This is a genomic window from Streptomyces sp. NPDC001728 (assembly GCF_040297565.1).
Lineage (GTDB): Bacteria > Actinomycetota > Actinomycetes > Streptomycetales > Streptomycetaceae > Streptomyces.
In genome coordinates this window covers 80,877-106,059 of sequence record NZ_JBEOZK010000010.1, presented here as the reverse complement: position 1 = coordinate 106,059, position 25,183 = coordinate 80,877, and the positions used below count along the sequence as shown (strand labels likewise).

At 72.7% G+C, this 25,183-nt stretch carries 22 protein-coding genes and 1 pseudogene; 17 read left to right on the top strand and 6 right to left on the bottom strand.

Going from position 1 to position 25,183, the window contains the following annotated elements:
- Positions 1 to 92: 92 nt before the first annotated feature.
- Together ABT154_RS17320 and ABT154_RS17315 are read right to left on the bottom strand one after the other, a co-directional pair.
- A complete protein-coding gene (locus ABT154_RS17320; protein ID WP_351857672.1) occupies positions 93 to 2,612 on the bottom strand; it encodes a Tex family protein in 2,520 nt (839 codons plus the stop codon).
- Between the two features lie 121 nt (positions 2,613 to 2,733).
- Positions 2,734 to 3,603 (bottom strand): SCO6745 family protein, encoded by an 870-nt coding sequence (locus ABT154_RS17315; protein WP_351857671.1) that lies wholly within the window; start codon positions 3,601 to 3,603, stop codon positions 2,734 to 2,736.
- Positions 3,604 to 3,687: 84 nt separating this feature from the next.
- Here ABT154_RS17315 and ABT154_RS17310 point away from each other — a divergent pair.
- Positions 3,688 to 3,945, top strand: a pseudogene (locus ABT154_RS17310) (helix-turn-helix domain-containing protein); the annotation flags it as partial.
- 169 nt (positions 3,946 to 4,114) lie between these two features.
- Here the strand turns inward: ABT154_RS17310 and ABT154_RS17305 are convergent.
- On the bottom strand, positions 4,115 to 4,858 hold the full coding sequence (locus tag ABT154_RS17305) for an enoyl-CoA hydratase/isomerase family protein (RefSeq protein WP_351857670.1): 744 nt from the start codon (positions 4,856 to 4,858) through the stop codon (positions 4,115 to 4,117).
- A 66-nt stretch (positions 4,859 to 4,924) separates the two neighbouring features.
- Here ABT154_RS17305 and ABT154_RS17300 point away from each other — a divergent pair, with 66 nt between their 5' ends.
- Both ABT154_RS17300 and ABT154_RS17295 read left to right on the top strand, forming a co-directional pair.
- Positions 4,925 to 5,620, top strand: a complete 696-nt coding sequence (locus ABT154_RS17300; protein WP_351857669.1) for an HdeD family acid-resistance protein — start codon at positions 4,925 to 4,927, stop codon at positions 5,618 to 5,620.
- 94 nt (positions 5,621 to 5,714) lie between these two features.
- Positions 5,715 to 6,272 (top strand): ATP-binding protein, encoded by a 558-nt coding sequence (locus tag ABT154_RS17295; protein WP_502969528.1) that lies wholly within the window; start codon positions 5,715 to 5,717, stop codon positions 6,270 to 6,272.
- Here the strand turns inward: ABT154_RS17295 and idi are convergent.
- From idi to ABT154_RS17280, 3 genes are all read right to left on the bottom strand, one after another.
- Entirely contained in the window at positions 6,238 to 6,858 is a 621-nt protein-coding gene (gene idi / locus ABT154_RS17290) for an isopentenyl-diphosphate Delta-isomerase (RefSeq protein WP_502969527.1), read from the bottom strand. The two genes, ABT154_RS17295 and idi, sit on opposite strands and share 35 nt — an antisense overlap.
- A 152-nt stretch (positions 6,859 to 7,010) precedes the next feature.
- Positions 7,011 to 8,258 (bottom strand): bifunctional class I SAM-dependent methyltransferase/N-acetyltransferase, encoded by a 1,248-nt coding sequence (locus tag ABT154_RS17285; RefSeq protein WP_351857668.1) that lies wholly within the window; start codon positions 8,256 to 8,258, stop codon positions 7,011 to 7,013.
- Between the two features lie 198 nt (positions 8,259 to 8,456).
- Positions 8,457 to 9,398 carry a cation diffusion facilitator family transporter gene (locus ABT154_RS17280; RefSeq protein ID WP_351857667.1) on the bottom strand — a complete coding sequence of 314 codons (942 nt, stop codon included), beginning with the start codon at positions 9,396 to 9,398 and terminating at the stop codon, positions 8,457 to 8,459.
- A gap of 412 nt (positions 9,399 to 9,810) precedes the next feature.
- Between ABT154_RS17280 and ABT154_RS17275 the strand changes: the two genes are divergently transcribed.
- The 14 genes from ABT154_RS17275 (at position 9,811) to ABT154_RS17210 (ending at position 25,181) form a co-directional block, all read left to right on the top strand.
- Entirely contained in the window at positions 9,811 to 11,604 is a 1,794-nt protein-coding gene (locus ABT154_RS17275) for a DUF5941 domain-containing protein (RefSeq protein ID WP_351857795.1), read from the top strand.
- Positions 11,601 to 12,338, top strand: a complete 738-nt coding sequence (locus ABT154_RS17270; RefSeq protein WP_351857666.1) for a phosphocholine cytidylyltransferase family protein — start codon at positions 11,601 to 11,603, stop codon at positions 12,336 to 12,338. The genes ABT154_RS17275 and ABT154_RS17270 overlap by 4 nt, the downstream gene beginning before the upstream one ends.
- Positions 12,326 to 13,387 carry an iron-containing alcohol dehydrogenase family protein gene (locus tag ABT154_RS17265; RefSeq protein WP_351857665.1) on the top strand — a complete coding sequence of 354 codons (1,062 nt, stop codon included), beginning with the start codon at positions 12,326 to 12,328 and terminating at the stop codon, positions 13,385 to 13,387. Before ABT154_RS17270 ends, ABT154_RS17265 begins: the two co-directional genes overlap by 13 nt.
- Complete coding sequence (locus ABT154_RS17260; protein ID WP_351857664.1) at positions 13,365 to 14,144, top strand: CDP-alcohol phosphatidyltransferase family protein; 780 nt, start codon at positions 13,365 to 13,367, stop codon at positions 14,142 to 14,144. The genes ABT154_RS17265 and ABT154_RS17260 overlap by 23 nt, the downstream gene beginning before the upstream one ends.
- A 47-nt stretch (positions 14,145 to 14,191) precedes the next feature.
- Positions 14,192 to 15,037, top strand: coding sequence for a glycosyltransferase family 2 protein (locus ABT154_RS17255; protein WP_317874909.1), 846 nt, complete (start codon positions 14,192 to 14,194; stop codon positions 15,035 to 15,037).
- 49 nt (positions 15,038 to 15,086) lie between these two features.
- Positions 15,087 to 16,016 carry an ABC transporter permease gene (locus tag ABT154_RS17250; RefSeq protein WP_351857663.1) on the top strand — a complete coding sequence of 310 codons (930 nt, stop codon included), beginning with the start codon at positions 15,087 to 15,089 and terminating at the stop codon, positions 16,014 to 16,016.
- The gene (locus ABT154_RS17245) at positions 16,009 to 16,794 is read left to right on the top strand and encodes an ABC transporter ATP-binding protein (protein ID WP_351857662.1); all 786 of its coding nucleotides are present in this window, start codon (positions 16,009 to 16,011) and stop codon (positions 16,792 to 16,794) included. The genes ABT154_RS17250 and ABT154_RS17245 overlap by 8 nt, the downstream gene beginning before the upstream one ends.
- A 163-nt stretch (positions 16,795 to 16,957) precedes the next feature.
- Entirely contained in the window at positions 16,958 to 17,602 is a 645-nt protein-coding gene (locus tag ABT154_RS17240; RefSeq protein WP_351857661.1) for a TetR/AcrR family transcriptional regulator, read from the top strand.
- A gap of 313 nt (positions 17,603 to 17,915) precedes the next feature.
- On the top strand, positions 17,916 to 18,827 hold the full coding sequence (gene hpnC / locus ABT154_RS17235; protein WP_351857660.1) for a squalene synthase HpnC: 912 nt from the start codon (positions 17,916 to 17,918) through the stop codon (positions 18,825 to 18,827).
- Positions 18,824 to 19,774, top strand: a complete 951-nt coding sequence (gene hpnD / locus ABT154_RS17230; RefSeq protein WP_351857659.1) for a presqualene diphosphate synthase HpnD — start codon at positions 18,824 to 18,826, stop codon at positions 19,772 to 19,774. Before hpnC ends, hpnD begins: the two co-directional genes overlap by 4 nt.
- Positions 19,775 to 19,877: 103 nt before the next feature.
- Entirely contained in the window at positions 19,878 to 21,320 is a 1,443-nt protein-coding gene (gene hpnE / locus ABT154_RS17225; RefSeq protein ID WP_351857658.1) for a hydroxysqualene dehydroxylase HpnE, read from the top strand.
- Positions 21,317 to 22,417: a polyprenyl synthetase family protein gene (locus tag ABT154_RS17220; protein ID WP_351857657.1), complete on the top strand. Its 1,101-nt coding sequence runs from the start codon at positions 21,317 to 21,319 to the stop codon at positions 22,415 to 22,417. The genes hpnE and ABT154_RS17220 overlap by 4 nt, the downstream gene beginning before the upstream one ends.
- Before the next feature lie 107 nt (positions 22,418 to 22,524).
- On the top strand, positions 22,525 to 24,510 hold the full coding sequence (gene shc / locus ABT154_RS17215; RefSeq protein WP_351857656.1) for a squalene--hopene cyclase: 1,986 nt from the start codon (positions 22,525 to 22,527) through the stop codon (positions 24,508 to 24,510).
- Positions 24,510 to 25,181, top strand: a complete 672-nt coding sequence (locus ABT154_RS17210) for a phosphorylase family protein (protein ID WP_351857655.1) — start codon at positions 24,510 to 24,512, stop codon at positions 25,179 to 25,181. Before shc ends, ABT154_RS17210 begins: the two co-directional genes overlap by 1 nt.
- Positions 25,182 to 25,183 lie beyond the last annotated feature (2 nt).

Here is a 25,183-nt window from a genome sequence, read left to right as displayed (position 1 = left end):
CCACGCGAGAACGCGGGCTCCTCACGCGAGCAGGCCACGGCCCGATGGGCCGTGGCCTTCTTCACGCGAGTGTGCGAGCGCGGGGCGGACGGTCAGCGGCGCTTGCCGCCGCCCTCGCCCAGGAGGCCCGCCTTGCGCAGGGCGTCGGCCATCGCGCTGTTCGAGGGGGCGGGGGCGGAGGACCGGTCCCGGCCACCCTGCCCGCCGCGTCCGGAACGTTCGCCCTGGCTGCCCTGGCTGCCCTGGCCGCCCGCGCCGCCCTGGCCGCCGCGCTCGTTCTGCCCGCCGCGCTCGTTCTGCCCGCCGCGCTCGGTCCGGCGGCCACCGCCACCGCCAGCGCCGCCGGCCGCCCCGCCGCCGCCCTGCCGCTGCTGTGGCGGTCGGCCGGAGCGCTCGCCCCTCTCCCGACGGGGCGCGCCCTGGGACGCCCCGTCGCCCGCCTGGTCGTCGAGCCGCAGCGTCAGCGAGATCCGCTTGCGCGGGATGTCCACGTCCAGGACCTTCACCTTGACCACGTCGCCGGGCTTCACGACCTCGCGCGGGTCCTTGACGAAGTTCTTCGACATCGCCGACACGTGCACCAGGCCGTCCTGGTGCACGCCGACGTCCACGAACGCCCCGAAGGCGGCGACGTTGGTGACGACGCCCTCGAGGACCATCCCGGACGCCAGGTCGCCGATCTTCTCGACGCCGTCCTTGAAGGTCGCCGTCCTGAACGCCGGGCGCGGGTCGCGCCCCGGCTTCTCCAGCTCGCGCAGGATGTCCGTCACCGTCGGCAGACCGAAGGTCTCGTCGACGAAGTCGTCCGCCCGCAGCGTGCGCAGCCGGCCCGTGTCACCGATGAGCGACGCGACCTCGCCACCGGTCGCCTTCACCATCCGGCGCACCACCGGGTACGCCTCCGGGTGAACCGAGGAGGAGTCGAGCGGGTCGTCGCCGCCCCGGATGCGCAGGAAGCCCGCGCACTGCTCGTACGCCTTCGGGCCGAGCCGGGCGACGTCCTTCAGGGCCCGCCGGGAGCGGAAGGGGCCATTGGCGTCCCGGTGCGCGACGATGTTCTCCGCGAGGCCGCCGCTGATCCCCGAGACCCGTGAAAGCAGCGGAGCGGAGGCGGTGTTGACGTCCACGCCGACGCCGTTCACACAGTCCTCCACGACCGCGTCGAGGGAGCGCGAGAGCTTCACCTCGGCCAGGTCGTGCTGGTACTGGCCCACGCCGATGGACTTCGGGTCGATCTTCACCAGCTCGGCCAGCGGGTCCTGGAGCCGCCGGGCGATGGAGACGGCCCCGCGCAACGACACGTCCATGCCGGGGAGTTCCTGCGAGGCGAAGGCGGAGGCCGAGTAGACCGAGGCGCCCGCCTCCGAGACCATCACCTTGGTCAGGTTCAACTCGGGGTGCCTGGCGAGGAGTTCGGCCGCGAGCTTGTCGGTCTCGCGGGAGGCGGTGCCGTTGCCGATCGCGACCAGCTCGACGGCGTGCTCCTTCGCGAGCCGCGCCAGCCTCTCCAGGGCCTGGTCCCACTTGTTGGCGGGCACATGCGGGTAGATCGTGTCGGTGGCCACGACCTTGCCGGTCGCGTCGACCACGGCGACCTTCACGCCGGTGCGGAAGCCGGGGTCGAGGCCGAGCGTCGCCCGGGTGCCGGCCGGTGCGGCGAGCAGCAGATCGCGCAGGTTCGCCGCGAAGACCCGGACCGCCTCGTCCTCGGCAGCCGTCCGCAGCCGCAGCCGCAGATCGATGCCCAGGTGGACGAGGATCCGGGTCCGCCAGGCCCAACGGACCGTGTCCTGAAGCCACTTGTCACCGGGGCGCCCCCGATCGGCCACACCGAAGCGGCCCGCGACCATTCCCTCGTACGAGGAGGGCCCGGGGGTGTCGGAGGGCTCCTCCGGCTCCAGGTCCAGGCTGAGCACGTCCTCCTTCTCGCCGCGCAGCATGGCGAGCACCCGGTGCGAGGGGAGGGCCGTGAACGGCTCGGTGAAGTCGAAGTAGTCGGCGAACTTCGACCCCGCCTCCTCCTGGCCGTCCCGCACCTTCGCCACCAGCCGGCCCCGGCCCCACATGCGCTCGCGCAGCTCGCCGATGAGGTCGGCGTCCTCGGAGAACTTCTCCGCGAGGATCGCCCGCGCGCCCTCCAGGGCCGCGGCGGCGTCCGCGACGCCCTTGTCCCCGTCCACGAAGGCCGCGGCGGCTGCCGCGGGCTCCACCGACGGATCGGCGAGCAGTCCCTCCGCCAGCGGTTCGAGGCCGGCCTCGCGGGCGATCTGGGCCTTCGTCCGGCGCTTGGGCTTGAAGGGCAGGTAGATGTCCTCCAGCCGGGCCTTGGTGTCGGCGGCCCGGATGCGGGCCTCCAGCTCCTCGGTCAGCTTGCCCTGCTCGCGTACCGAGTCGAGGACCGCCGACCGGCGGTCCTCCAGTTCGCGCAGATAACGCAGCCGCTCCTCCAGGGTGCGCAGCTGCGCGTCGTCGAGCATCTCGGTCGCTTCCTTGCGGTAGCGCGCGATGAACGGCACGGTCGAACCGCCGTCGAGCAGCTCGACCGCTGCCTTCACCTGTCGCTCGCGTACGCCGAGTTCCTCGGCGATCCTTGCTTCGATGGACGTCGTCACGGTGTCCCGACTCGCCTTCTCGTGCCTCAAGCTTGCGAGTGCATTGTGCCGGGTCGGTCACCCGTACGCGGTAACCGACCCTTCCCGCGCGCGTCCCGGGCGCCTTTCCGGCGCCCCTGGGTCACTCCTTGCCGACGAGATCCGCCGGGAAGGCGCCCGCGACGGCCGCCGTGACCAGGAAGCCGCGCCCCAGCTCGGTGAGCCGCTCGACGCCGGCCGCGCCGAGGTGCTCGTACGGGGCGGAGTCCAGCCGGTCGGTGTGCTCCTCGAGCTCGTCCCGCAGCGCGGTCCCCGAATCCGTCAGCTCGCCCTCGGCGTCGAGGAGGCCCCGGCCGCGCAGCCGCTCCGTCGCCGCCTCCCAGTCGGCGCGCCGCCAGCCCCGGGAGCCGAGCACCCAGTGCGGGGACATGCCCTTGCCGGTGGCGGTGTGGGAGACGAGCGCCTCGACGGGGTCGAGCCCGGCGGACAGCAGGGCCGCGAGGTGCCCGTCGCCCCGGTGCTCGCGCAGCAGGGTGGTGGCGTGCCAGTAGGCGAGGTGGGGCTCCTCCGGTACGGGAAGGTCCGCGTTGGCCGAGTACAGCGGCCGGGCGTGCCGGGTGCAGGCCTCGGTGGCGCGCACGGCGAGTCCGGCGGCCTCGGCCATCTCCGGGGAGGCGACGGTCTCCTCGCCGAGCAGCCGGCGCAGGGTCGCGTCGGCGGTCCGCAGCCGGGCGGCCAGCACCTCGGCGGGGGAGGCGGTCTCCCAGACGTCCGGGAGGTGCCGGGCGAGGAAGGCGTGGTCGTAGCTGTAGAAGGTCGCGGCGACGGTCCCGGGGCCCACCGCGCCGAGGGCGGCGCTGCGCGCGGCGAGCCGCATCGCGCTCTTGTCGGTGAAGCCGAGCGCACCGAACTCGCGGTCCAGGTCGGGCGAGAAGTAGAGCGTGGCGTGGAGCGGGTTGAGGGCGTTGTGGCAGTGGCGTCCGGCGCGCGGCGGCAGGGCAGTCGTCGTCATGACCGGACGGTTACCGACTGGTCGGTACGACGGGAACCGTCCGAGGCCGCCGTACCCGGAGGATGGCGGGAATCGGGTACGGCGGGAGCCCGCGCCCGGCTCTCGCCCCGACACTTCGCGCGTGCCTTCCACGCGGAGACCGGGGCGACTCCCGGCCGGTACGTCGACCGGGTACGCCTCGAACACGCCCGGCGCCTTCTGGAGGAGACCTCGCGTGGGGTCGAGGAGGTCGCCCGCGCCTCGGGCTACGGCACCCCGGAGGGGACGCGCCGCGCCTTCACCAAGGCCCTCGGGACGCCCCCGGCCGAGTACCGCCGCCGCTTCCACGCCCCCGGCACCTGAACGCACCCCGCGGGACATCCGCACACCCCGCCGTACGGACGCCCACCGCAGCGAAAGGGATCAGCACGCGGACGACCCCCAGCCGCCCTACGACGCGGGTTCGCCGGAGAAGGCCCCGGCCGCGATCGTGGCGCACTGGCGGGGCGAGGAGGCCGGGAGGGACCGACCCTCAGCCGCCGTACGTGAACCGGGGCGCGCGGCGCTCCAGGAAGGCGGCGACACCCTCCGCGGTGTCGCCGCTCCCGCGCGCCTGCTCGGCCCAGTGGGCGTCCCGGTCGAGCCGTCCGTCGGCGAACTCCTTGGCCGCCGCCTGGGTCAGCAGCGAGCGGGAGGCGAGCACGCGCGTGAACTCGGCCACCCGCTTGTCCAGCTCGCCCGCCGGGTGGAGTTCGTCCACGAACCCGGTCCGCAGCGCCCGGTCCGCGTCGATCAGCTCACCGGAGAACAGCAGGTACTTGGCGGTCGACGGGCCCACGAGGGCGGCGAGCCTGCGGGTGGACGAGGACGGGTAGACGATCCCCAGCTTCGACGGGGTGATCCCGAAGCGGGCGTCCTCCTCGGCGAAGCGCAGGTCGCAGGCGGCGGCGAGCTGGCTGCCGCCGCCGACGCAGTAGCCCCGGACGGCCGCCAGGGTCGGCCGGGGAAAGGCGGCGAGCGCCTCCTCCGCCCGTACCGCGAGCGCCTGCTGCTCGTCCCCGGGCTCCCGGAGCGCCGCGATGTCCGCCCCGGCGCAGAAGGTGTCGCCCTCGCCGGTCAGGACCAGGACCCTGACGGCCGGGTCGGCGGCGAGCCGGTCGAGGAGGCCGGGCAGGGCGCGCCACATGCCGGCGCTCATCGCGTTGCGCTTGGCGGGGTTGGCGATGACGACGGTGGCGATCCCGTCCGTGACGCTGGCCTTCAGCTGCGGCTCCATGGGCCGGATGCTATCCGGCGGACCCGAACGTACGATCAGGAAGGGGCCGTTCCGAGGAGGCACCGCATGGCCGATGAGGCCCGCGAGCGGCACGGGGAACCGGACCCCGTCCGGGCGATGGCCCGCGAGGGGAAGCGGCTCAACCGCAGCTTCAGCCGGCTCGCCGTGCTCGGTGTCCTGCTGGTGATCGGCGGTGTCGTCGGTCTGATCTACACCGGTCTCGCCACCCTGACCTCGATGCTGCTCTTCGGCTGGCTGCTGCTCATCGGCGGTGTGGTGGGCCTGCTCCAGGCCGTCCAGTCGCGGGGCACCAACTACTTCTGGCTCGCCGCGGTGGTCGCCGCCCTGAACATCGCGGCCGGTGTGGTGGTGATCCGGCACCCGCACGGTTCGGCGGAGGCCCTGACGATGTTCGCCGCCCTGCTCTTCCTGACCGGCGGTCTCTTCCGGCTGGTCGGCAGTGTGGTGGTGCGCGGTCCGCAGTTCGGCTGGACGCTGCTCCAGGGCGCGTTCGGCCTGCTGCTGGGTCTGCTGGTCCTGTTCGACTGGCCGCACAGCAGCCTGTACGTTCTCGGGGTCTTCTTCTCGCTCGCGCTGCTCTTCGACGGCCTCGGCCTGATCGCGATCGGGGTGGGCGGCCGAAGGATCGTCAGCATGGTGACCCCGCAGGAGGTCCCGAGCTCGCGTCCGGCCGCTGACCCCGGCTCCGCGGAGCTCCCTCCGGAGCGGACAGAAAGCGCGCCCGATCAGTCGAACAACTGACGTGGGCATACTCACCCGATCGGAATGTGGCCGATAAGTGTCGACTTCTGGTCAGTAGGCCGGTCCGCCCACGCGGATTGCCAAGACTCGATCCGTGGCGAGAATCGAGCACGAGGGCGGGAACCGGACCGTGGGGCACCACGGGGGCGTCTCCGCCCGGCAACCGTCCTACGAAGGAGTCTGGCGCTTCACCGCTGCCGCGGTCGACGTCTCCGTCCCGCAGGCCCGGCACGCCGTACGCGACCTGTTGGTCCGCCAGGGCGTACCCGTCCATGAGGAGATCATGGACGGCCTGCTGCTGATCGTCTCCGAGCTGGTGACCAACGCCGTGCGGCACGCGGCGCTGCTGTCCCCGGAGATAGCGGTCGAGGTGGCCATCGGGCCCGAGTGGGTCCGGGTGTCCGTCGAGGACAACCACCCCTACCGGCCCAAGGCCCTGGAGGCGGACTACGGGCAGACCGGCGGTCGCGGCCTGCTGCTGGTCCGGGAGATCGCCCTGGAGTCCGGCGGTGCCTGCGACGTCGAGCACACGGCGAGCGGCGGGAAGATCATCTGGGCGGCGCTGCCCCTGGCCCCGATGGCACCGGGGCCGGGAGGCACGCCTCGTCCGCAGACGGTCACCAGCCCCCGGACGGACCCGTCAGTTCCCTGACGGCGGGCCGCGCCGCGTCGAGCACCGTCATGAACCAGGCGGAGAACGGCGCGGCGGCGTGGCGCTCGGCCAGCTCCTCGGAGGTCACGAAGACGGTGTCCTCGATCTCCTCGGGGTCCGGCTTCGGTGCGGCCTGTACGAGGCCGACGAAGAGGTGGTTGAACTCCTGCTCCACCAGGCCCGATGCCGGGTCCGGGTGGTTGTAGCGGACGGTGCCGGCCTCCGCGAGCAGCGAGGGCGAGACGCCCAGCTCCTCGAAGGTGCGCCGGGCCGCCGCCGCGAACGGGGCCTCGCCCGGGTAGGGGTGGCCGCAGCAGGTGTTCGACCAGACGCCGGGGGAGTGGTACTTGCCGAGCGCGCGGCGCTGGAGCAGCAGCCGGCCGGACTCGTCGAAGAGGAAGACGGAGAAGGCGCGGTGCAGGAGGCCGGGCGCCTGGTGCGCGGCGAGCTTCTCCGCCGTGCCGATGGTCGTCCCGTCCTCGTCGACCAGTTCGAGCATGATCGGCGCCGCGGCTCCGGACGGTTGGACACCGTTCGACGCGATCTCCGGCGAGATCTGAGCCGCGGTGGCTGGTGTGGTCGGCATACCCATCCTTCGCTTCGGTCCTCGGCCCCGGTGGGGGAAACACAGTCTGCCGTACAAAAGCGGCTTGTCCGTACTTCGGCGGCCGGACGTGGCCGCTCCCGCCGCGCCGGAGCGGAACCGGCGCGGCGGGGGCGGAAGCGGCGGGGGCGGTCCTACACCCCGAAAGCCGCCGGATACACGAGCATGCCGGACGGAACGGGCGCGGTGCCGTCGAGGACGAGCGCCATCATCGTCTCGTCCGGGACTTCGAAACCTGGCTTGATTCCATACTCAGACGCACGTACGAACCCGAACCTCGGGTAGTACTCCGGATGGCCCAGTACGAGGACGTGCCGCTCCCCGCTCAGCCGCGCCGCGTCGAGCACCGCCCGTACGACGGCCTGTCCGGCCCCCGAGCGCTGGTGCTCCGGCGCCACCGAGACCGGGGCGAGCGCCGCCGAGGGCAGGCCCCCCACCAGGCAGCGGGTGATCAGGGCGTGGGCCGCGACCGAGCCGTCCGGGGCCTTGGCCACGAACGACAGGCCGGGCAGCCAGGCGTCGGCGTCCCGCCGGAGCGCGTCGACCAGATCGGCCTCCGCCTCCGATCCGAAGGCCGCCGCCACGACCCGCCACACGGCCCCGGCCTCCCCGTCCCGCTCCGGACGGACGGTCCAGCGCGGATCGGCGGGCCGCAGGACGAAGCCGGCGTACCCGTAGTCGGAGCCGTGCTCGCGCCGGAGCGCGATCTCGGCGCGCGCCCCGGCCACCGCCTCGGCCGCGCCGGGCACCGTGGTGTCGGCGGCGTCGGCGTGCGCCGCGAGCGGGACGTAGTACTCGTCCCAGTCGCTCTGGGGCTGCGGGAGCGTCGCCACCACGTGGTAGCCGGCCCCGACCGCAGCCGCCGCGTTCCCGGTGACGGTACGGAGCGGGTAGTGCTCCTCCCAGAAGGCGCGGGCCGCGGGACCCGGATCCTCGGCGGTCCAGACGCACTCGGTGAGGACGAGGGCGCCGCCGGGGGCGAGGAGCCTGCGCCATTCGGCCAGTGCCCGGTCGAAGCCGAGGACGAAGACCGAGCCCTCGGCCCAGACCAGGTCGAAGGAGCCGTCGGGGAGCGGCAGCGCGCCCATGTCGGCGTTGAGCGTGCGGATCGATCCGTCCAGCCCGCGGGCGGCGGCGGACTCCCGCAGCTCGGCGAGGAACGGCTCGTGGGTGTCGACGGCGGTCACCTCGGCGCCCGCCTCGGCGGCCAGGAGCAGCGCGGAACGGCCGGGGCCGCAGCCCAGGTCGAGCACGCGGGGACGCTCGGGGAGCCGCCCCGCGAGCGAGAGAAGGCGGCGGGTGGTGGTGTCGGAGCCGGGACCCTGCCGCGGAAGGCCGTGGTGCAGGGCGAAGAAGGCGTCGTGCAATGCGTTGTCGGACAACGTGGGAAACCCTTGTGTGAGAGGGCCCCGGCCGACGACGTGACGTACCGGTGGTTGGACCGGGATCAGGTCAGCCGGAGACCCGGAGGCTGAGGGACGACCGGGCGCTGCCGCTGCGGGCAGCCTCCATCGCGACGGTCATCGACCTCAGCTCCTCTCTCCACGCGTTCGTACGAAGAGACTAACAGCCGGCCGTGGTCAGAGACACAGCTTGGCCTCGTGCTCCGCGTGCCCGGCCGGCTCCAGCTGGAAGGTGCAGTGCTCCACGTCGAAGTGGGACCCCAGGCACCCCTGGAGGGAGTGCAGCATCTTCTCGTGCCCGACCGAGTCCAGCGCCCCCTGGTCGACGACCACGTGTGCGGAGAGCACCGGCATGCCCGAGGTGATCGTCCAGGCGTGCAGGTCGTGCACGTCCTCGACACCCGGCAGGGCCAGGATGTGCGCCCGTACCTCCGCCATGTCGACACCCTTCGGCGCCGCCTCCAGGAGCACGTCCAGGGTCTCCCGCAGCAGCTTGAAGGTACGGGGGACGATCATCAGGCCGATCACGATCGAGGCGATCGGGTCCGCGTACTGCCAGCCCGTGGTCAGGATGACCGTGGCGGCGATGATCACGGTGACCGAACCCAGGGCGTCCGCGAGGACCTCCAGGTACGCCCCGCGCACATTGAGGCTCTCCTTCTGGCCGCGCATCAGCAGCGACAGCGAGATCACGTTCGCGACCAGGCCGATCACCGCGAAGGCGATGGCGAGCCCGCCCTTGGTCTCGGCCGGCTCGACGAACCGCTGGATCGCCTCGTACAGCACGTAGCCGCCGACGACGAGGAGCAGCAGACAGTTGGCGAGCGCCGCCAGGATCTCGGCCCGGGCGAATCCGAACGTGCGGTTCCCCGAGGGAGGCCGGTTCGCGAAGTGGATCGCGAGCAGTGCCATGGCCAGGCCGACCCCGTCGGTCGCCATGTGGGCCGCGTCGGCGATCAGCGCGAGGGAGTCGGCGACCAGACCGCCGATGATCTCGATCACCATCACGGAGAGCGTGATGCCGAGTGCGATCCGCAACCGGCTCTTGTACGCGGCCCCCGCGGTCCCCGCCGGCGGCGGGCCGCCGTGGCTGTGCCCGTGGTCGTGTCCAGCCCCCATCGCGTGGCCTCCAGATCGTGTCGTCTCGTGTGCCCCGATTCGCAAGTGAACTACGGGAGGGGGGTATGTGCAACACGGTACTGAACACCGTTGTCATATGCTCTGACCTGCGGCGATGCATTCAGGACCGGTCATGGCGGGAACGCGACTCCGAAGCTCCCCGCACAGGCCCGCGACGGTGGTTTGTGAGCCGGGCCGCCGATCGCCCATGATGATCTCCGCAGGGCGAGGCGCACCCTCACGGACACGGGTGGGCCCGGGGGAGTCCTGCCCGCGAAGCCTCGGTGAACTCGTGTTCCGTTCATCCGATAGCCTCAGCCGACGTGTCGCCGCCCGGTGCCGGGGCGCACCGCCGCGCCCGGGGCCGCCATGGCCACGCCGGCCCCTCGTCAGCTCCAAGGAGTGAGTTCGTCTGTCGACCGCCATCCTCACCGGCCCCCCGGCACCCGGCTCCTCGCTCGACGGAGACCTGCGGTCGCTCGGCTTCGACGTCAAGGCCGCCTCCGGCGCCGAACAGGCCGCCGCGCTGCTGGCCGCCGTCCCCGCGGGTGAGCGCGTCGCGCTCGTCGACCCCCGGTTCGTCGGCCACCTGCACGCGCTGCGCCTGGCCCTCACCGACCCCCGGTTCCCCGCCGCCGCCGCACCCGGCACGCTCACCGCGCAGAACGGGGCCCGCCCCGCGCTGACCCGCGCCCTGAGCGCCGCCTCGGCGACCGCCGGTGACGGGGACGACCTCACCGGCACCCTCGCCGACGCCCTCGACGCCGACGGCGTCGCCGTGCACCGGCCCCAGCTCGGCACCCTCGTCGCCACCGTCCCCGCCGACGCCGAGGCCCGCCACGCGGCCCGCGCCGCCGTCGCCGCCGTGGACGACGAGGCCGTACGCCTCCGCTCGGCGGTCAAGGCCCACGACGGCTTCTTCACCACCTTCTTCATCAGCCCGTACTCGCGCTACATCGCCCGCTGGTGCGCGCGCCGCGGACTGACCCCCAACCAGGTCACCACCGCCTCGCTGCTCACCGCGCTGATCGCGGCCGGCTGCGCGGCGACCGGCGAGCGCGGCGGCTACATCGCCGCCGGCGTCCTGCTCCTGGTCTCGTTCGTCCTCGACTGCACCGACGGGCAGCTCGCGCGCTACGCGCTGAAGTACTCGACGATGGGCGCCTGGCTCGACGCCACCTTCGACCGCGCCAAGGAGTACGCCTTCTACGCGGGCCTCGCCCTCGGCGCCGCCCGCAACGGCGACGACGTCTGGGCCCTGGCCCTCGGCGCGATGATCCTGATGACCTGCCGGCACGTCGTGGACTTCTCGTTCAACGAGGCCAACCACGACGCCACGGCCAACACCAGCCCCACCGCGGCCCTCTCCGACCGGCTCGACAGCCTCGGCTGGACCGTCTGGGCCCGCCGCATGATCATCCTGCCGATCGGCGAGCGCTGGGCGATGATCGCCGTCCTCACCGCCGTCACCAACCCCCGGATCGTCTTCTGGGCGCTGATCATCGGCTGCGCCTTCGGCGCCTGCTACACGACGGCGGGCCGCGTCCTGCGCTCCCTGACCCGCAAGGCCAAGCGGACCGACCGGGCCGCCCAGGCGCTGGCCGACCTCGCGGACTGCGGGCCGCTGGCCCAGCCGGCCGCCCGCGTGTTCGGCCGGTCGGGAGCCCGCGGCGCGGGAGTCGTCTTCGCGGCGATCGCTACGGCGGGTCTCCTCTTCTCCGTCCTCACGTGGCCCTTCGGTGACCGGCAGATCGTGATCGCCGCCATCGGCTACGTGATCCTCTCCGGCGCCGCCGTCGCCCGCCCCCTCAAGGGCGCCCTCGACTGGCTCGTACCCCCGCTCTTCCGCGCCGCCGAGTACACCACCGTGCTCGTGCTCGCCGCCCGCTCGGACTCGGCGCAGGCTCTGCCCGCCGCATTCGGGCTGGTCGCGGCGGTCGCCTACCATCACTACGACACGGTGTACCGCATCCGCGGCGGCACCGGCGCACCGCCCGCCTGGCTGGTGCGCGTCACCGGCGGACACGAGGGGCGCACGCTCCTGGTGGCCGTCCTCGCCGCCCTGCTGGCGGACCGCGGCGACGACTTCACCCTGGCACTGACCGCCCTCGCGGTGGCCGTCGCCCTCGTGGTGCTCGTGGAGTCCATCCGCTTCTGGGTCTCCTCCGGAGCACCCGCCGTTCACGACGAAGGAGAAACAGCATGATCGGTCTCGTACTGGCAGCCGGTGCCGGACGGCGTCTGCGCCCCTACACCGACACCCTTCCGAAGGCCCTCGTGCCCGTCGACGGCGAGACCACGATCCTCGACGGGACGCTGAAGAACTTCGCCGAGATCGGCCTCACCGAGGTCGCGATCGTCGTCGGCTACCGCAAGGAGGCCGTCTACGACCGCAAGGAGGCCCTGGAGGCGAAGTACGGCGTCAAGATCACCCTCGTCGACAACGACAAGGCCGAGGAGTGGAACAACGCCTACTCCCTGTGGTGCGCCCGTGAGGTCCTCAAGCGCGGTGTGATCCTCGCCAACGGCGACACCGTCCACCCGGTCTCCGTCGAGAAGACCCTGCTCGCCGCCCGCGGCGACGACAAGAAGATCATCCTCGCCCTCGACACGGTGAAGCACCTCGCCGACGAGGAGATGAAGGTCATCACCGCCGAGGGCAAGGGCGTCCAGCGCATCACCAAGCTGATGGACCCGGCCACCGCCACCGGCGAGTACATCGGTGTCACCCTCATCGAGGCCGAGGCCGCCGAGGAGCTCGCCGACGCCCTCAAGGCCACCTTCGAGCGCGACCCCGACCTGTACTACGAGGACGGCTACCAGGAGCTCGTGAACCGCGGCTTCACCGTCGACGTCGAGCCCATCGGCGACGTCACGTGGGTCGAGATCGACAACCACGACGACCTCGCGAAGGGCCGTGAGATCGCGTGCCAGTACTGACCCGGCTGATCCCCTCGCCGGTCGTCGTCGACATCCGCAGGGGAGCGCTGGACGACCTGTCCGCGCTCCTCGCGGACCAGCGGATCTCCAGCAACGGCAAGATCGCCGTCGCCATCAGCGGCGGCTCGGGCCTCAAGCTGCGTGACCGCTTCGCCCCCGAGCTGCCCGGCGCCGACTGGTACCCGGTCTCCGGCGGCACCATCGACGAGGCCGTGAAGCTCGCCGACGCCATGCGCGGCAAGCGGTACGACGCCGTGGTGGCCCTCGGCGGCGGCAAGATCATCGACGTGACCAAGTACGCGGCGGCCCGGGTCGGGCTTCCGCTGGTGGCCATCGCGACCAACCTGTCGCACGACGGGATCTGCTCGCCGATCTCCACCCTGGACAACGACAACGGGCGCGGCTCCTACGGTGTGCCGACCCCGATCGCGCTGGTCATCGACCTCGACGTGATCCGGGACGCCCCGGTGCGCTACGTCCGCTCCGGCATCGGCGACGCGATCTCCAACCTCTCCGCCATCGCGGACTGGGAGCTGTCCCACCAGGTGACCGGGGAGCCCGTCGACGGCCTCGCGGCCGCCATGGCCCGCAGCGCCGGCGAGGCCGTGCTCCGCCACCCCGGCGGCGTCGGCGACGACGACTTCCTCGTCACCCTCTCCGAGGGCCTGGTGATGTCCGGCATCGCCATGTCGATCAGCGGGGACAGCCGCCCCTCCTCGGGCGCCTGCCACGAGATCAGCCACGCCTTCGACCTGCTCTTCCCGGCCCGCGCCGCCAGCCACGGCGAGCAGTGCGGCCTCGGAGCGGCCTTCGCCATGCACCTGCGCGGCGCCGCCGAGGGCTCCGCGCTGATGGTCGAGACCCTGCGCCGGCACGGACTTCCCGTCCTGTCGGAGGAGATGGGCTTCACCGTGGACGAGTTCGTCCAGGCGGTGTCCTTCGCCCCGCAGACCCGGCCGGGCCGCTTCACCATCCTCGAACACCTCGACCTGTCCGACGACGAGATCAGGGACGCGTACGCCGACTATGCCAAAGCCATCCGTAGCTGAGCTCCGCCCGGTCGTCCACCCTCCGGGTGTGAAGGACCGGCGCAGTGGGGAGCACTGGGGCGGCCGCATGTACATGCGGGAGATCTCGCTCCGGATCACCCGTCGGCTCGTCGGCACCAAGATCACGCCGAACCAGCTCACGTACGTCATGACCATCGCGGGCGTCCTCGCGGCCCCGGCCCTGCTCGTCCCGGGCATCCCCGGGGCGCTGCTCGGCGCGCTCATGGTCCAGCTCTACCTGCTGCTCGACTGCGTCGACGGCGAGGTGGCCCGCTGGAAGAAGCAGTTCTCGCTGGCCGGTGTCTACCTGGACCGGGTCGGCGCCTACCTGTGCGACGCGGCGGTGCTCGTCGGCTTCGGACTGCGCGCCGCCGACCTGTGGGGCTCGGGCCGGATCGACTGGCTGTGGGCCTTCCTCGGCACCCTCGCCGCGCTCGGCGCCATCCTGATCAAGGCCGAGACCGACCTCGTCGGCGTCGCCCGGCACCAGGGCGGTCTGCCGCCGGTCAAGGAGTCGGCCTCCGAGCCGCGCTCCTCCGGCATGGCGCTGGCCCGCCGGGCCGCCGGGGCGCTGAAGTTCCACCGGCTCGTCCTCGGCATCGAGGCCTCGCTGCTCATCGTGGTCCTGGCGATCGCGGACCAGGTCCGCGGCGACCTGTTCTTCACCCGGCTCGGCGTCGCCGTCCTGGCCGGCATCGCCCTGCTCCAGACCGTGCTGCACCTGGTGTCGATCATGGTCTCCAGCAGGCTGAAGTGAGGCCGGCCGTGAGTACTCCGCTCAAGGTGGGCGCCGTCGTCATCACGATGGGCAACCGCCCCGACGACCTGCGTGCGCTGATCGACTCGGTCGCCAAGCAGGAGGGCGACCCCGTCGAGGTCGTCGTCGTCGGCCAGGGCACCCCGGTCACCGGGGTGCCCGACTGGGTGCGGACCGTGGACCTGCCGGAGAACGTCGGCATCCCCGCCGGCCGGAACGTCGGCATCGAGGCCTTCGGCCCCGGCGGCACCGACGTCGACGTCCTGCTCTTCCTCGACGACGACGGGCTCCTCGCCCACGCCGACACCGCCGAACTGGTCCGGCAGGCCTTCACCGCCGACCCGCGCCTGGGCATCATCACCTTCCGGATCGCCGATCCGGAGACCGGGGCGACCCAGCGCCGGCATGTGCCGAGGCTCCGCGCCTCCGACCCGATGCGCTCCTCGCGGGTGACCACCTTCCTCGGCGGCGCCAACGCCGTCCGCACCAAGGTGTTCGCCGAAGTCGGCGGTCTGCCGGACGAGTTCTTCTACGCGCACGAGGAGACCGACCTCGCCTGGCGTGCGCTCGACGCCGACTGGATGATCGACTACCGTTCCGACATGGTGCTGCTGCACCCCACCACAGCGCCCTCCCGCCACGCCTCGTACCACTTCAACGTGGCCCGCAACCGAGTCTGGCTGGCACGCCGCAATCTGCCCGCGCCCCTGGTGCCGGTGTATCTCGGCGTCTGGCTCCTGCTCACTCTGGCCCGGCGGCCCTCGCCCTCCGCGCTCAAGGCGTGGTTCGGCGGATTCCGCGAAGGCTGGACGACCCCCTGCGGACCGCGCCGGCCCATGAGGTGGCGTACGGTGTGGCGGCTGACCCGGCTGGGTCGCCCCCCGGTCGTCTGACATCGTGGTACCGACGTGCCGCGCATCTTGAACACGAAAGTTTCGACTTGTGAGTGACACACACCAGGGCGGGGCGGTCGCGACGAGCGCGCCCCCGTCCGTCGACGAGGGCCTGACCCCCGCCGCGCTGGCCTCGAAGTACGGCCTCTCGGTCAGCGGCGCCCGGCCCGGGCTGTTCGAGTACGTCCGCGAGCTGTGGAGCCGCCGCCACTTCATCCTGGCCTTCTCCTCGGCCAAGCTGACCGCCCAGTACAGCCAGGCGAAGCTGGGGCAGGTGTGGCAGGTCGCGACCCCGCTGCTCAACGCCCTGGTCTACTACCTGATCTTCGGGCTCATCCTGGGTGCCGGACGCGGGATGTCGAAGGGGGTCTACATCCCCTTCCTCGTCACCGGCATCTTCGTGTTCACCTTCACCCAGAACTCGGTCATGGCCGGCGTCCGGGCGATCTCGGGGAACCTCGGCCTGGTCCGGGCCCTGCACTTCCCCCGGGCCACCCTGCCGATCTCGTTCTCCCTCCAGCAGCTCCAGCAGCTGCTGTTCTCGATGATCGTGCTCTTCGCGGTCTCGATCTCCTTCGGCAGCTACCCCTCGCTGCGCTGGCTGCTGCTGGTCCCGGCCCTGCTGCTGCAGTTCGTGTTCAACATCGGACTCGCCATGATCGTGGCCAGGATGGGCGCGAAGACGCCCGACCTGGCCCAGCTGATGCCGTTCATCATGCGCACCTGGATGTACGCGTCCGGTGTCATGTTCTCGATCCCCGCGATGCTCGCCGACAAGCCCGCGTGGATCGCCGACGTCCTGATGTACAACCCGGCGGCGGTCTACATGGACCTGATCCGCTACTCCCTCATCGAGGGATACGGCGCCGAGAACCTGCCCTCGCACGTGTGGCTGACCGCCCTCGGCTGGGCGGTGGCCTTCGGCATCGGCGGTTTCGTCTACTTCTGGAAGGCCGAGGAGAGGTACGGCCGTGGCTGACACCGACCGGTCCAACGTTCCCACCGTCATCTGCGACGACGTCCACATCGTCTACCGGGTCAACGCCGGTGGCGGCGGCAAGGGCAGCGCCACGGCGGCGCTCAGCCGCATCGTCGGCCGCGGCAAGGCCGAGGTCACCCGCGGCATCCGCAAGGTGCACGCGGTGCGCGGTGTCACCTTCACCGCGTACCGGGGCGAGGCCATCGGCCTCATCGGCTCCAACGGTTCCGGCAAGTCCACGCTGCTCCGCGCCGTCGCGGGACTCCTGCCCACCGAGAGCGGCAAGGTCTACACCGACGGCCAGCCCTCGCTGCTCGGCGTCAACGCGGCCCTCATGAACGACCTCACCGGCGAGCGCAACGTCATCCTGGGCGGTCTCGCCATGGGCATGAGCCGCGAGGAGGTGCGCTCGCGGTACGACGGGATCGTCGACTTCTCCGGCATCAACGAGAAGGGCGACTTCATCAGCCTGCCGATGCGGACGTACTCCTCCGGCATGGGCGCCCGGCTCCGCTTCGCCATCGCGGCCGCCAAGAACCACGACGTCCTCCTCATCGACGAGGCGCTGGCGACGGGTGACCGCAAGTTCCAGATCCGCTCCGAGGAGCGCATCCGGGAGCTGCGCAAGGAGGCCGGCACGGTCTTCCTGGTGAGCCACAGCAACAAGTCCATCAGGGACACCTGTGACCGGGTGCTCTGGCTGGAGAAGGGTCAGCTCCTCATGGACGGGCCCACGGACGAGGTCCTCAAGGCGTACGAGCGGGAGACCGCCCGCTGACCCCGCTCTCGGAACCGCCCCCACCCTTCCGGTGGGGGCGGTTCCGTCCGTCCGTCTCCCCCTACCACCCTGCTCGAAGGTGTTGCGCACCGGCTCCTTGATTTTCGCGCGTCGTGCCGTCACCTGGAATGTGCATGCGGTCAACATCGGGCAGGATGAGCCCATGGCAGCGATCTCGGGGGGAAAGACGTACCACCACGGCGACCTGCGCAACGCGCTGATCTGTGCCGCCGTCGACCTCGCCACCGAGGGCGGACCCGAGCGGGTCGTCCTGCGGGAGGCGGCCCGCCGGGTCGGCGTCTCGCCCACCGCCGCCTACCGGCACTTCGACGGCCGCGGCGAACTCCTCCGTACCGTCAGGACCCACGCCCAGCGGGTCCTCGCCGACGCCATGGAGCGGGCCGCTGCCCGCGAGCCCGGCGCCGACGACCCCGCCCTGGCGGCCGAGCGCCGGCTCGCCGCCCTCTGCCGGGGATACGTCGGCTTCGCCGTGGAACACCCAGGGCTCTACCGGGCCGCGTTCTGCGTGCCCCGGCCTGCCCGGGAGGAGCTGCCGGGACCGGCCGAGCGGCAGGCGCCCGAGCCCGAGGTCCGCGCCTTCACCCTGCTCCGGGAGGCCCTCGAAGCCCTCACGGGCACCCCCCGGCCGGGGGTCCGCGCCGCAGGCGGTGCCGCTGCGTGGTCGGCCGTGCACGGGCTGTCACTTCTCCTGCTCGACGGCCCTCTTCGCCGACTTCCCGCGCAGCGCAGGAACGACGTCGTCGAGACCACCCTCGCCATGGTCGTCTCCGGGACCCGCACCCCCTGAAGCCCGCAGCGGGCCGAACTCCCTTGCGGGGCAGCCGGGTTGACGGCTCGTTCGAGTGAGGAGCGGAGTGCCCGGCACCCCGGAACGGCGACGGTCGTCGTGCAACGTAAGCTGGAGCGGTCTGTTTCGCGGCAAGTAGGGCGATACCCCACGGCCATCGGGCCTCCGGGTGGCGGCTCTACGGTCAGGGGTCGGCGGCGTGTCCGAAATAGGATGGATTGGATCGGCAGTGTAGAACGGGAGACGTGACGGCCATGACGCAGAATCTCCAGCTCCACGAGGGTGTCGCCGTCCCTCCGTCGGGCAGTGACCTGTGACGGATACCAGCCAGGCGCGCACCGACGCCGCCTCGCGCGCCACACTCGGCAAGGCCGCGGACGAGAACTTCCCCGTGGCCCCCTTCTTCCTGCCCCGGGCCTGGAGCGACGACCTCATGGCCGTCTACGGCTTCGCCCGCCTCGTCGACGACATCGGCGACGGCGACCTCGCCCCCGGCGGCGCCGACGCCCGCCACCTCGGCCTCGACCCCGAGGCCGCCCGCGACCGGCTCGCCTTCCTCGACGCCTTCGAGACCGACCTCCGCCGCGTCTTCGACGGCACCCCCCGGCACCCCCTGCTGCGCGGCCTCCGGCCGACGGTCCGGCGCTGCGGGCTCACCCCCGAGCCCTTCCTCGGCCTGATCGCCGCCAACCGCCAGGACCAGCAGGTCGGCCGCTACGAGACCTACGACGACCTCCTCGCGTACTGCGAGCTCTCGGCCAACCCCGTCGGCCGGCTGGTCCTCGCGATCACCGGCACCGACACCCCCGAGCGGATCAGGCGCTCCGACGAGATCTGCACCGCCCTGCAGATCGTCGAGCACCTCCAGGACGTCGCCGAGGACCTCGCCCGGGACCGGATCTACCTCCCCGCCGAGGACCTCAAGCGCTTCCACGTCACCCAGAGCGACCTCGCCCGGCCCACCGCCGGCGCCTCCGTGCGCGCCCTGATCGCCTTCGAGGCCGGCCGGGCCCGCGACCTGCTCGACGCGGGAGCCCCCCTCGTCGGCAGCGTCCACGGCCGGCTGCGGCTCCTCCTCGCCGGATTCACCGCCGGGGGCCTCGCCGCGCTCGACGCGATCACCGATGCCGGATTCGACGTGCTGACCGGGCCACCGAAGGCCACCAAGCCGAGCCTGATGCGCCAGGCGGGAGCGGTTCTGCTCCGGGCGCGGAGAGAGGGGTGAGCGCGACCGTGGAGGCACAGCCCCAGCCGTCCGCACCCGTACAGGCCGCCTACAGCTACTGCGAGGCGGTCACCGGACAGCAGGCGCGGAACTTCGCCTACGGAATCCGGCTGCTGCCGACCGAGAAGCGGCAGGCGATGTCCGCGCTGTACGCCTTCTCCCGGCGCGTCGACGACATCGGCGACGGCACGCTCCCGCCCGAGGCCAAGCGGGAGCGCCTGGAGGCCACCCGCGCCCTGCTCGACCGGATCAGGGCCGAGGAGATCGACGAGGACGACACCGACCCCGTCGCCGTCGCCCTGGCCGACTCGGCCCGCCGCTTCCCGATCCCGCTCGGCGGCCTCGACGAACTCATCGACGGCGTCCTGATGGACGTGCACGGCGCGACCTACGAGACCTGGGACGACCTCAAGGTCTACTGCCGCTGCGTCGCCGGCGCCATCGGCCGGCTCTCCCTCGGCGTCTTCGGCACCCAGCCCGGCGCCCAGGGCGTCGAGCGGGCGGCCGAGTACGCCGACACCTTGGGCCTCGCGCTCCAACTCACCAACATCCTCAGGGACGTACGCGAGGACGCCGGGAACGGGCGGACCTATCTGCCCTCCGACGACCTCGCCAAGTTCGGCTGCGGCGACGGCTTCGGCAGCGACACCCCGCCCGCCGGCGCCGACTTCGCCGGCCTCGTCCACTTCGAAGTCCGGCGCGCCCGCGCCCTGTTCGCCGAGGGCTACGGACTCCTGCCCATGCTCGACCGGCGCAGCGGCGCCTGCGTCGCCGCCATGGCCGGCATCTACCGCCGCCTCCTCGACCGGATCGAGCGAGACCCCGAGGCCGTGCTCCGGGGCCGTGTCTCGCTGCCCGGCCGCGAGAAGGCGTACGTCGCGGTCCGCGGGCTCTCCGGCCTCGACACCCGGCACATCGCCCGGCGCGCCGTCAGGAGGCGTGCCTGATGCGCCCGTACGGCCCCGGCCGCGGGGCAACCCCGGGCGCCGCCACGGCGTCCCTGACCGAGGTGCCCGCGCACCCGCCCACGACGATCCGAACGGAGGCCGCGTGACCCACGAAGGAACCGAGCGGCACGCCTCGCCGGGAGCCCCCGGCCCCGGCACCGGGACCGGCGGAGACCGGCGGCCCCGCGCCGTCGTCGTCGGCGGCGGGCTCGCCGGGGTCACCACCGCGCTCCAGCTCGCCGAGAGCGGCCTTCGCGTCACCCTCCTCGAAGGCCGGCCCCGGCTCGGCGGCCTCGCCTTCTCCTTCCGCCGCGGCGACCTCAGCGTCGACAACGGCCAGCACGTCTACCTGCGCTGCTGCACCGCCTACCGCTGGTTCCTCGACCGGATCGACGGAGCCCGGCTCGCCCCGCTCCAGGACCGCCTCGACGTACCCGTCCTCGATGTCGGGCACCCGCGCGGCCCGCGTCTCGGCCGGATCCGCCGCGACGCCCTGCCCGTACCGCTGCACCTCGCGCGCAGCCTCGCCACGTACCCCCACCTCTCGCTCGCCGAGCGGGCCTCCGTCGGCCGGGCCGCGCTCGCCCTGAAGAAGCTCGACCCCGCCGACCCGGCGCTCGACGGCATCGACTTCGCCACCTGGCTCGGCCGGCACGGACAGTCTCCGCGGACCGTCCGGGCGCTGTGGGACCTCGTCGGCATCCCCACCCTCAACGCCCCCGCCCCGCAGGCCTCCATGGGGCTCGCCGCGATGGTCTTCAAGACGGGGCTGCTCTCCGAGCCCGGCGCCGCCGACATCGGCTGGGCCCACGTCCCGCTCGGCGAACTCCACGACACCCGGGCCGCGAAGGAACTCGACGCGCTCGGCGTCCGCACCGTGCTCCGTACCAAGGCCGAGCGGATCTCCCGTACCGGCGACGGCCGTTGGACCGTCGAGGTGCCTGGCGAGACCCTGGAGGCGGACGTCGTCGTCCTCGCCGTACCGCAGCAGGAGACCCACGGCCTGCTGCCCGAGGGCGCCCTCGACGACCCCGACCGGCTGCTCGACATCGCCACCGCCCCTATCCTCAACCTCCACGTGGTCTACGACCGCAAGGTGCTGAAGCGTCCCTTCTTCACCGCGCTCGGCTCGCCCGTGCAGTGGGTCTTCGACCGCACCGAGTCCTCCGGACTCACCGGCGGCGGGCAGTACCTCGCCGTCTCCCAGTCGGCCGCAGAGGACGAGATCGACGAACCCGTCGCCGCCCTGCGCGCCAAGTACCTCCCCGAGCTGGAGCGGCTGCTGCCCGCCGCCCGGGGCGCGGGCATCCGCGACTTCTTCGTCACCAGGGAGCGGACGGCCACGTTCGCCCCCACCCCGGGCGTCGGCAGGCTCCGCCCCGGCGCCCGCACCCGGGCGCCGGGGCTGTATCTGGCCGGGGCCTGGACCGCCACCGGCTGGCCCGCGACCATGGAGGGGGCGGTGCGCAGCGGCTTCAGCGCCGCGGGCGCCGCGCTCTCCGCCCTCGGCCGCCGCCATGACCATCCGCTGCAGGAGGCGGCATGAGTGTGAGTACCGGAACAAGAGGAGAGACCGTGCCGACTGTGCCGCCGGGTAATCCGGCCGTCGACACCGCGGACGTGTCCGCACTGCTGGAGCGGGGGCGGACCCTGTCCACCCCCGTACTGCGGGCGGCCGTCGACCGCCTCGCGCCGCCCATGGACACCGTGGCCGCGTACCACTTCGGCTGGATCGACGCGCAGGGCAACCCCGCGGACGGCGACGGCGGCAAGGCCGTCCGCCCCGCGCTCGCCCTGCTGTCGGCCGAGGCCGCGGGCGCCGCGCCCGAGGTCGGCATCCCCGGCGCCGTCGCCGTGGAACTCGTCCACAACTTCTCGCTGCTGCACGACGACCTGATGGACGGCGACGAGCAGCGGCGCCACCGCGACACCGTGTGGAAGGTACACGGACCCGCGCAGGCCATCCTCGTCGGCGACGCCCTGTTCGCGCTCGCCAACGAGATCCTGCTGGAGCTGGGCACCGTCGAGGCCGGCCGGGCGACCCGCAGGCTCACCACCGCCAGCCGCAAGCTGATCGACGGCCAGGCCCAGGACATCTCCTACGAGCACCGCGAGCGGGTCACCGTCGAGGAGTGCCTGGAGATGGAGGGCAACAAGACGGGCGCCCTGCTCGCCTGCGCCGTCTCCATCGGTGCCGTCCTCGGCGGAGCCGACGACCGCACCGCCGACAAGCTGGAGGAGTACGGCTACCACCTCGGCCTCGCCTTCCAGGCCGTCGACGACCTGCTCGGCATCTGGGGCGACCCGGAGGCCACCGGCAAGCAGACCTGGAGCGACCTGCGCCAGCGCAAGAAGTCCCTGCCGGTCGTCGCCGCCCTCGCCGCCGGCGGCAGGGCCTCCGAGCGGCTCGGCGAACTCCTCTCCGCGGACGCCAAGTCCAACGACTTCGACACCTTCTCCGAGGAGGAGTTCGCCACCCGCGCGGCCCTCATCGAGGAGGCCGGAGGGCGGGAGTGGACCTCCCAGGAGGCCCGCCGCCAGCACGCCGTCGCGATCGAGGCCCTGGACGAGGTGGACATGCCCGCCCGGGTGCGGGCCCAGCTCACCGCACTCGCCGACTTCGTCGTCGTACGGAAGAGATGATCACCATCACCCTGATATGAGTTCGCAGTCGCCGGCCGGTGCCCTCCGGCGCCGGCCGACGGCAGACCCGTAGAAGCAGAAGAAACCGACTGCGCAAAGGGGAAGCCATGACAGCGACGACCGACGGAAGCGCCGGGGCCGTGGGCCCCCGGGCAGCCGCGGCCAGCAAGACGAACGACACCGGCGCAGGTGCGCCGGACCTCGACGGCGCCGCCGCACGGGCCGCGGAACTGGCCGTCGAGCACCTCCTCGCCCGGCAGGACCCCGAGGGCTGGTGGAAGGGCGACCTGGAGACCAACGTCACCATGGACGCCGAGGACCTCCTGCTCCGCCAGTTCCTGGGCATCCTCGACGCCGACACCACCCGCGCCGCGGCCCTCCACATCCGCCGCCTGCAGCGCGAGGACGGCGCCTGGCCCACCTTCCACGGCGGACCCGGCGATCTCTCCGCCACCATCGAGGCCTATGTGGCGCTGCGGCTCGCCGGAGACCCGCCCGAGGCCCCTCACATGGCCCGCGCCTCCGCCCGGGTCCGTGCCGACGGAGGAATCGCAGCCGCCCGGGTCTTCACCCGGATCTGGCTCGCCCTCTTCGGCTGGTGGCGCTGGGACGACCTCCCCGAGCTCCCCCCGGAACTGATCTTCCTGCCGAAGTGGTTCCCGCTCAACATCTACGACTTCGGCTGCTGGGCCCGGCAGACGATCGTGCCCCTCACCGTGGTCTCCGCGAAGCGCCCGGTACGGCCCGCGCCCTTCCCGCTCGACGAGCTGCACAGCGACCCGGCGCGCCCGAACCCGCCCCGGCCGCTCGCCCCCGCCACCGGCTGGGACGGGATCTTCCAGCGGCTCGACAAGGCCCTGCACGTCTACCATCGGGTGGCGCCGCGCGCCGTGCGCAGGACCGCCATGAACCTGGCGGCCCGCTGGATCGTCGAGCGACAGGAGAACGACGGCTGCTGGGGCGGCATCCAGCCCCCCGCCGTCTACTCGGTGATCGCCCTCCACCTCCTCGGGTACGACCTGGGGCACCCCGTGATGCGGGCCGGACTCGAATCCCTCGACCGCTTCGCCGTACGGGGCGAGGACGGCTCCCGCATGATCGAGGCCTGCCAGTCGCCCGTCTGGGACACCTGCCTCGCCACCATCGCGCTCGCCGACGCGGGGGTCCGCCCCGACCACCCGGCGCTGGTGAAGGCCGTCGACTGGATGCTCGACGAGGAGATCACCCGGACCGGGGACTGGGCGGTCCGCCGGCCCGGACTGCCGCCGGGCGGCTGGGCGTTCGAGTTCCACAACGACACCTACCCCGACATCGACGACACCGCCGAGGTGGTGCTCGCGCTCCGCCGGGTCGACCACCCCGACCCCGACCGGGTGTCGGCGGCCGTCGGCCGGGGCGCCCGCTGGACGCTCGGCATGCAGTCGCGGGACGGTGGCTGGGGCGCCTTCGACGCCGACAACACCAGCGTCCTGCCCAACAAGCTGCCCTTCTGCGACTTCGGCGAGGTGATCGACCCGCCCTCCGCCGACGTCACTGCCCATGTGGTGGAGATGCTCGCCTACGAGGGAATGGCCCAGGACCCCCGTACCCGCAGGGGAATCGAGTGGCTGCTCGCCGAACAGGACCCGAACGGCGCCTGGTTCGGCCGCTGGGGCGTCAACTACGTCTACGGAACGGGCTCGGTGGTCCCCGCGCTCACCGCGGCCGGGCTCCCCGTCTCCCATCCGGCGATCCGCCGGGCCGTCGGCTGGCTCGGCTCCGTACAGAACGAGGACGGCGGCTGGGGCGAGGACCTCCGCTCGTACCACGCGAAGGAGTGGATCGGGCGCGGCGACTCCACCGCCTCCCAGACCGCCTGGGCCCTGATCGCCCTCCTCGCCGCCGGCGAGCGCGACTCCGAGCCCGTCCGGCGCGGCGTCGCCTGGCTGGCCGAGACCCAGCGGGAGGACGGATCCTGGGACGAGCCGCACTTCACCGGCACCGGCTTCCCCTGGGACTTCTCCATCAACTACCACCTCTACCGTCAGGTCTTCCCCCTCACGGCGCTCGGGCGCTATGTGCACGGGGAGCCCTCGCCCGCCAAGGGACGCTGATGGGCCGCGAGCCGGGCCCCGGCGCCCCACCGCCCCTGCTGATCGCCTGCGCGCTCGGCATCGAGCAGCTCGCGCTGCGCAGCGGCGACCGGGGCGGCGCGCCCGGGCCCGTGACCGTGCTGCGGACCGGCATGGGGCCCGACCGCGCCCGTACGGCGGTCTCCCGGGCACTCGCCGAGGAAGGGTGGCGGGACGCAGCCGTCATCGCCTCCGGGTTCTGCGCGGGGCTCGCCCCCGGCATGCACCCGGGGGACCTGGTCGTGGCCGACGAGACCCGCGGCCCGGACGGCACCACCCTCTGCTCCGGCACCGAACTGCTGGTGAAGGCGCTGGTCAGAGCAGTGCCAGGGCGGGCCGTGCACACCGGGCCGCTGACCGGCTCCGACCATGTGGTGCGTGGGCCCGAGCGGGCCGCGCTGCTCGCCACGGGGGCGATCGCCGTCGACATGGAGTCCGCCGCGACCCTGGGTACGGCCCGGGGCACCGAGCCGCCGGGCGGCGGACCGGGCGCCCGCCCGGTTGCGGCCGTCCGGGTGGTCGTGGACGCTCCAGAACATGAACTGGTCCGGATCGGCACGGTACGCGGGGGAATATCGGCCTTCCGTGTCCTTCGTGCCGTCCTTCCCGCATTCTTCGAATGGCACCGTTCTTTGCTGCTCCCCAGGAGGTGAAC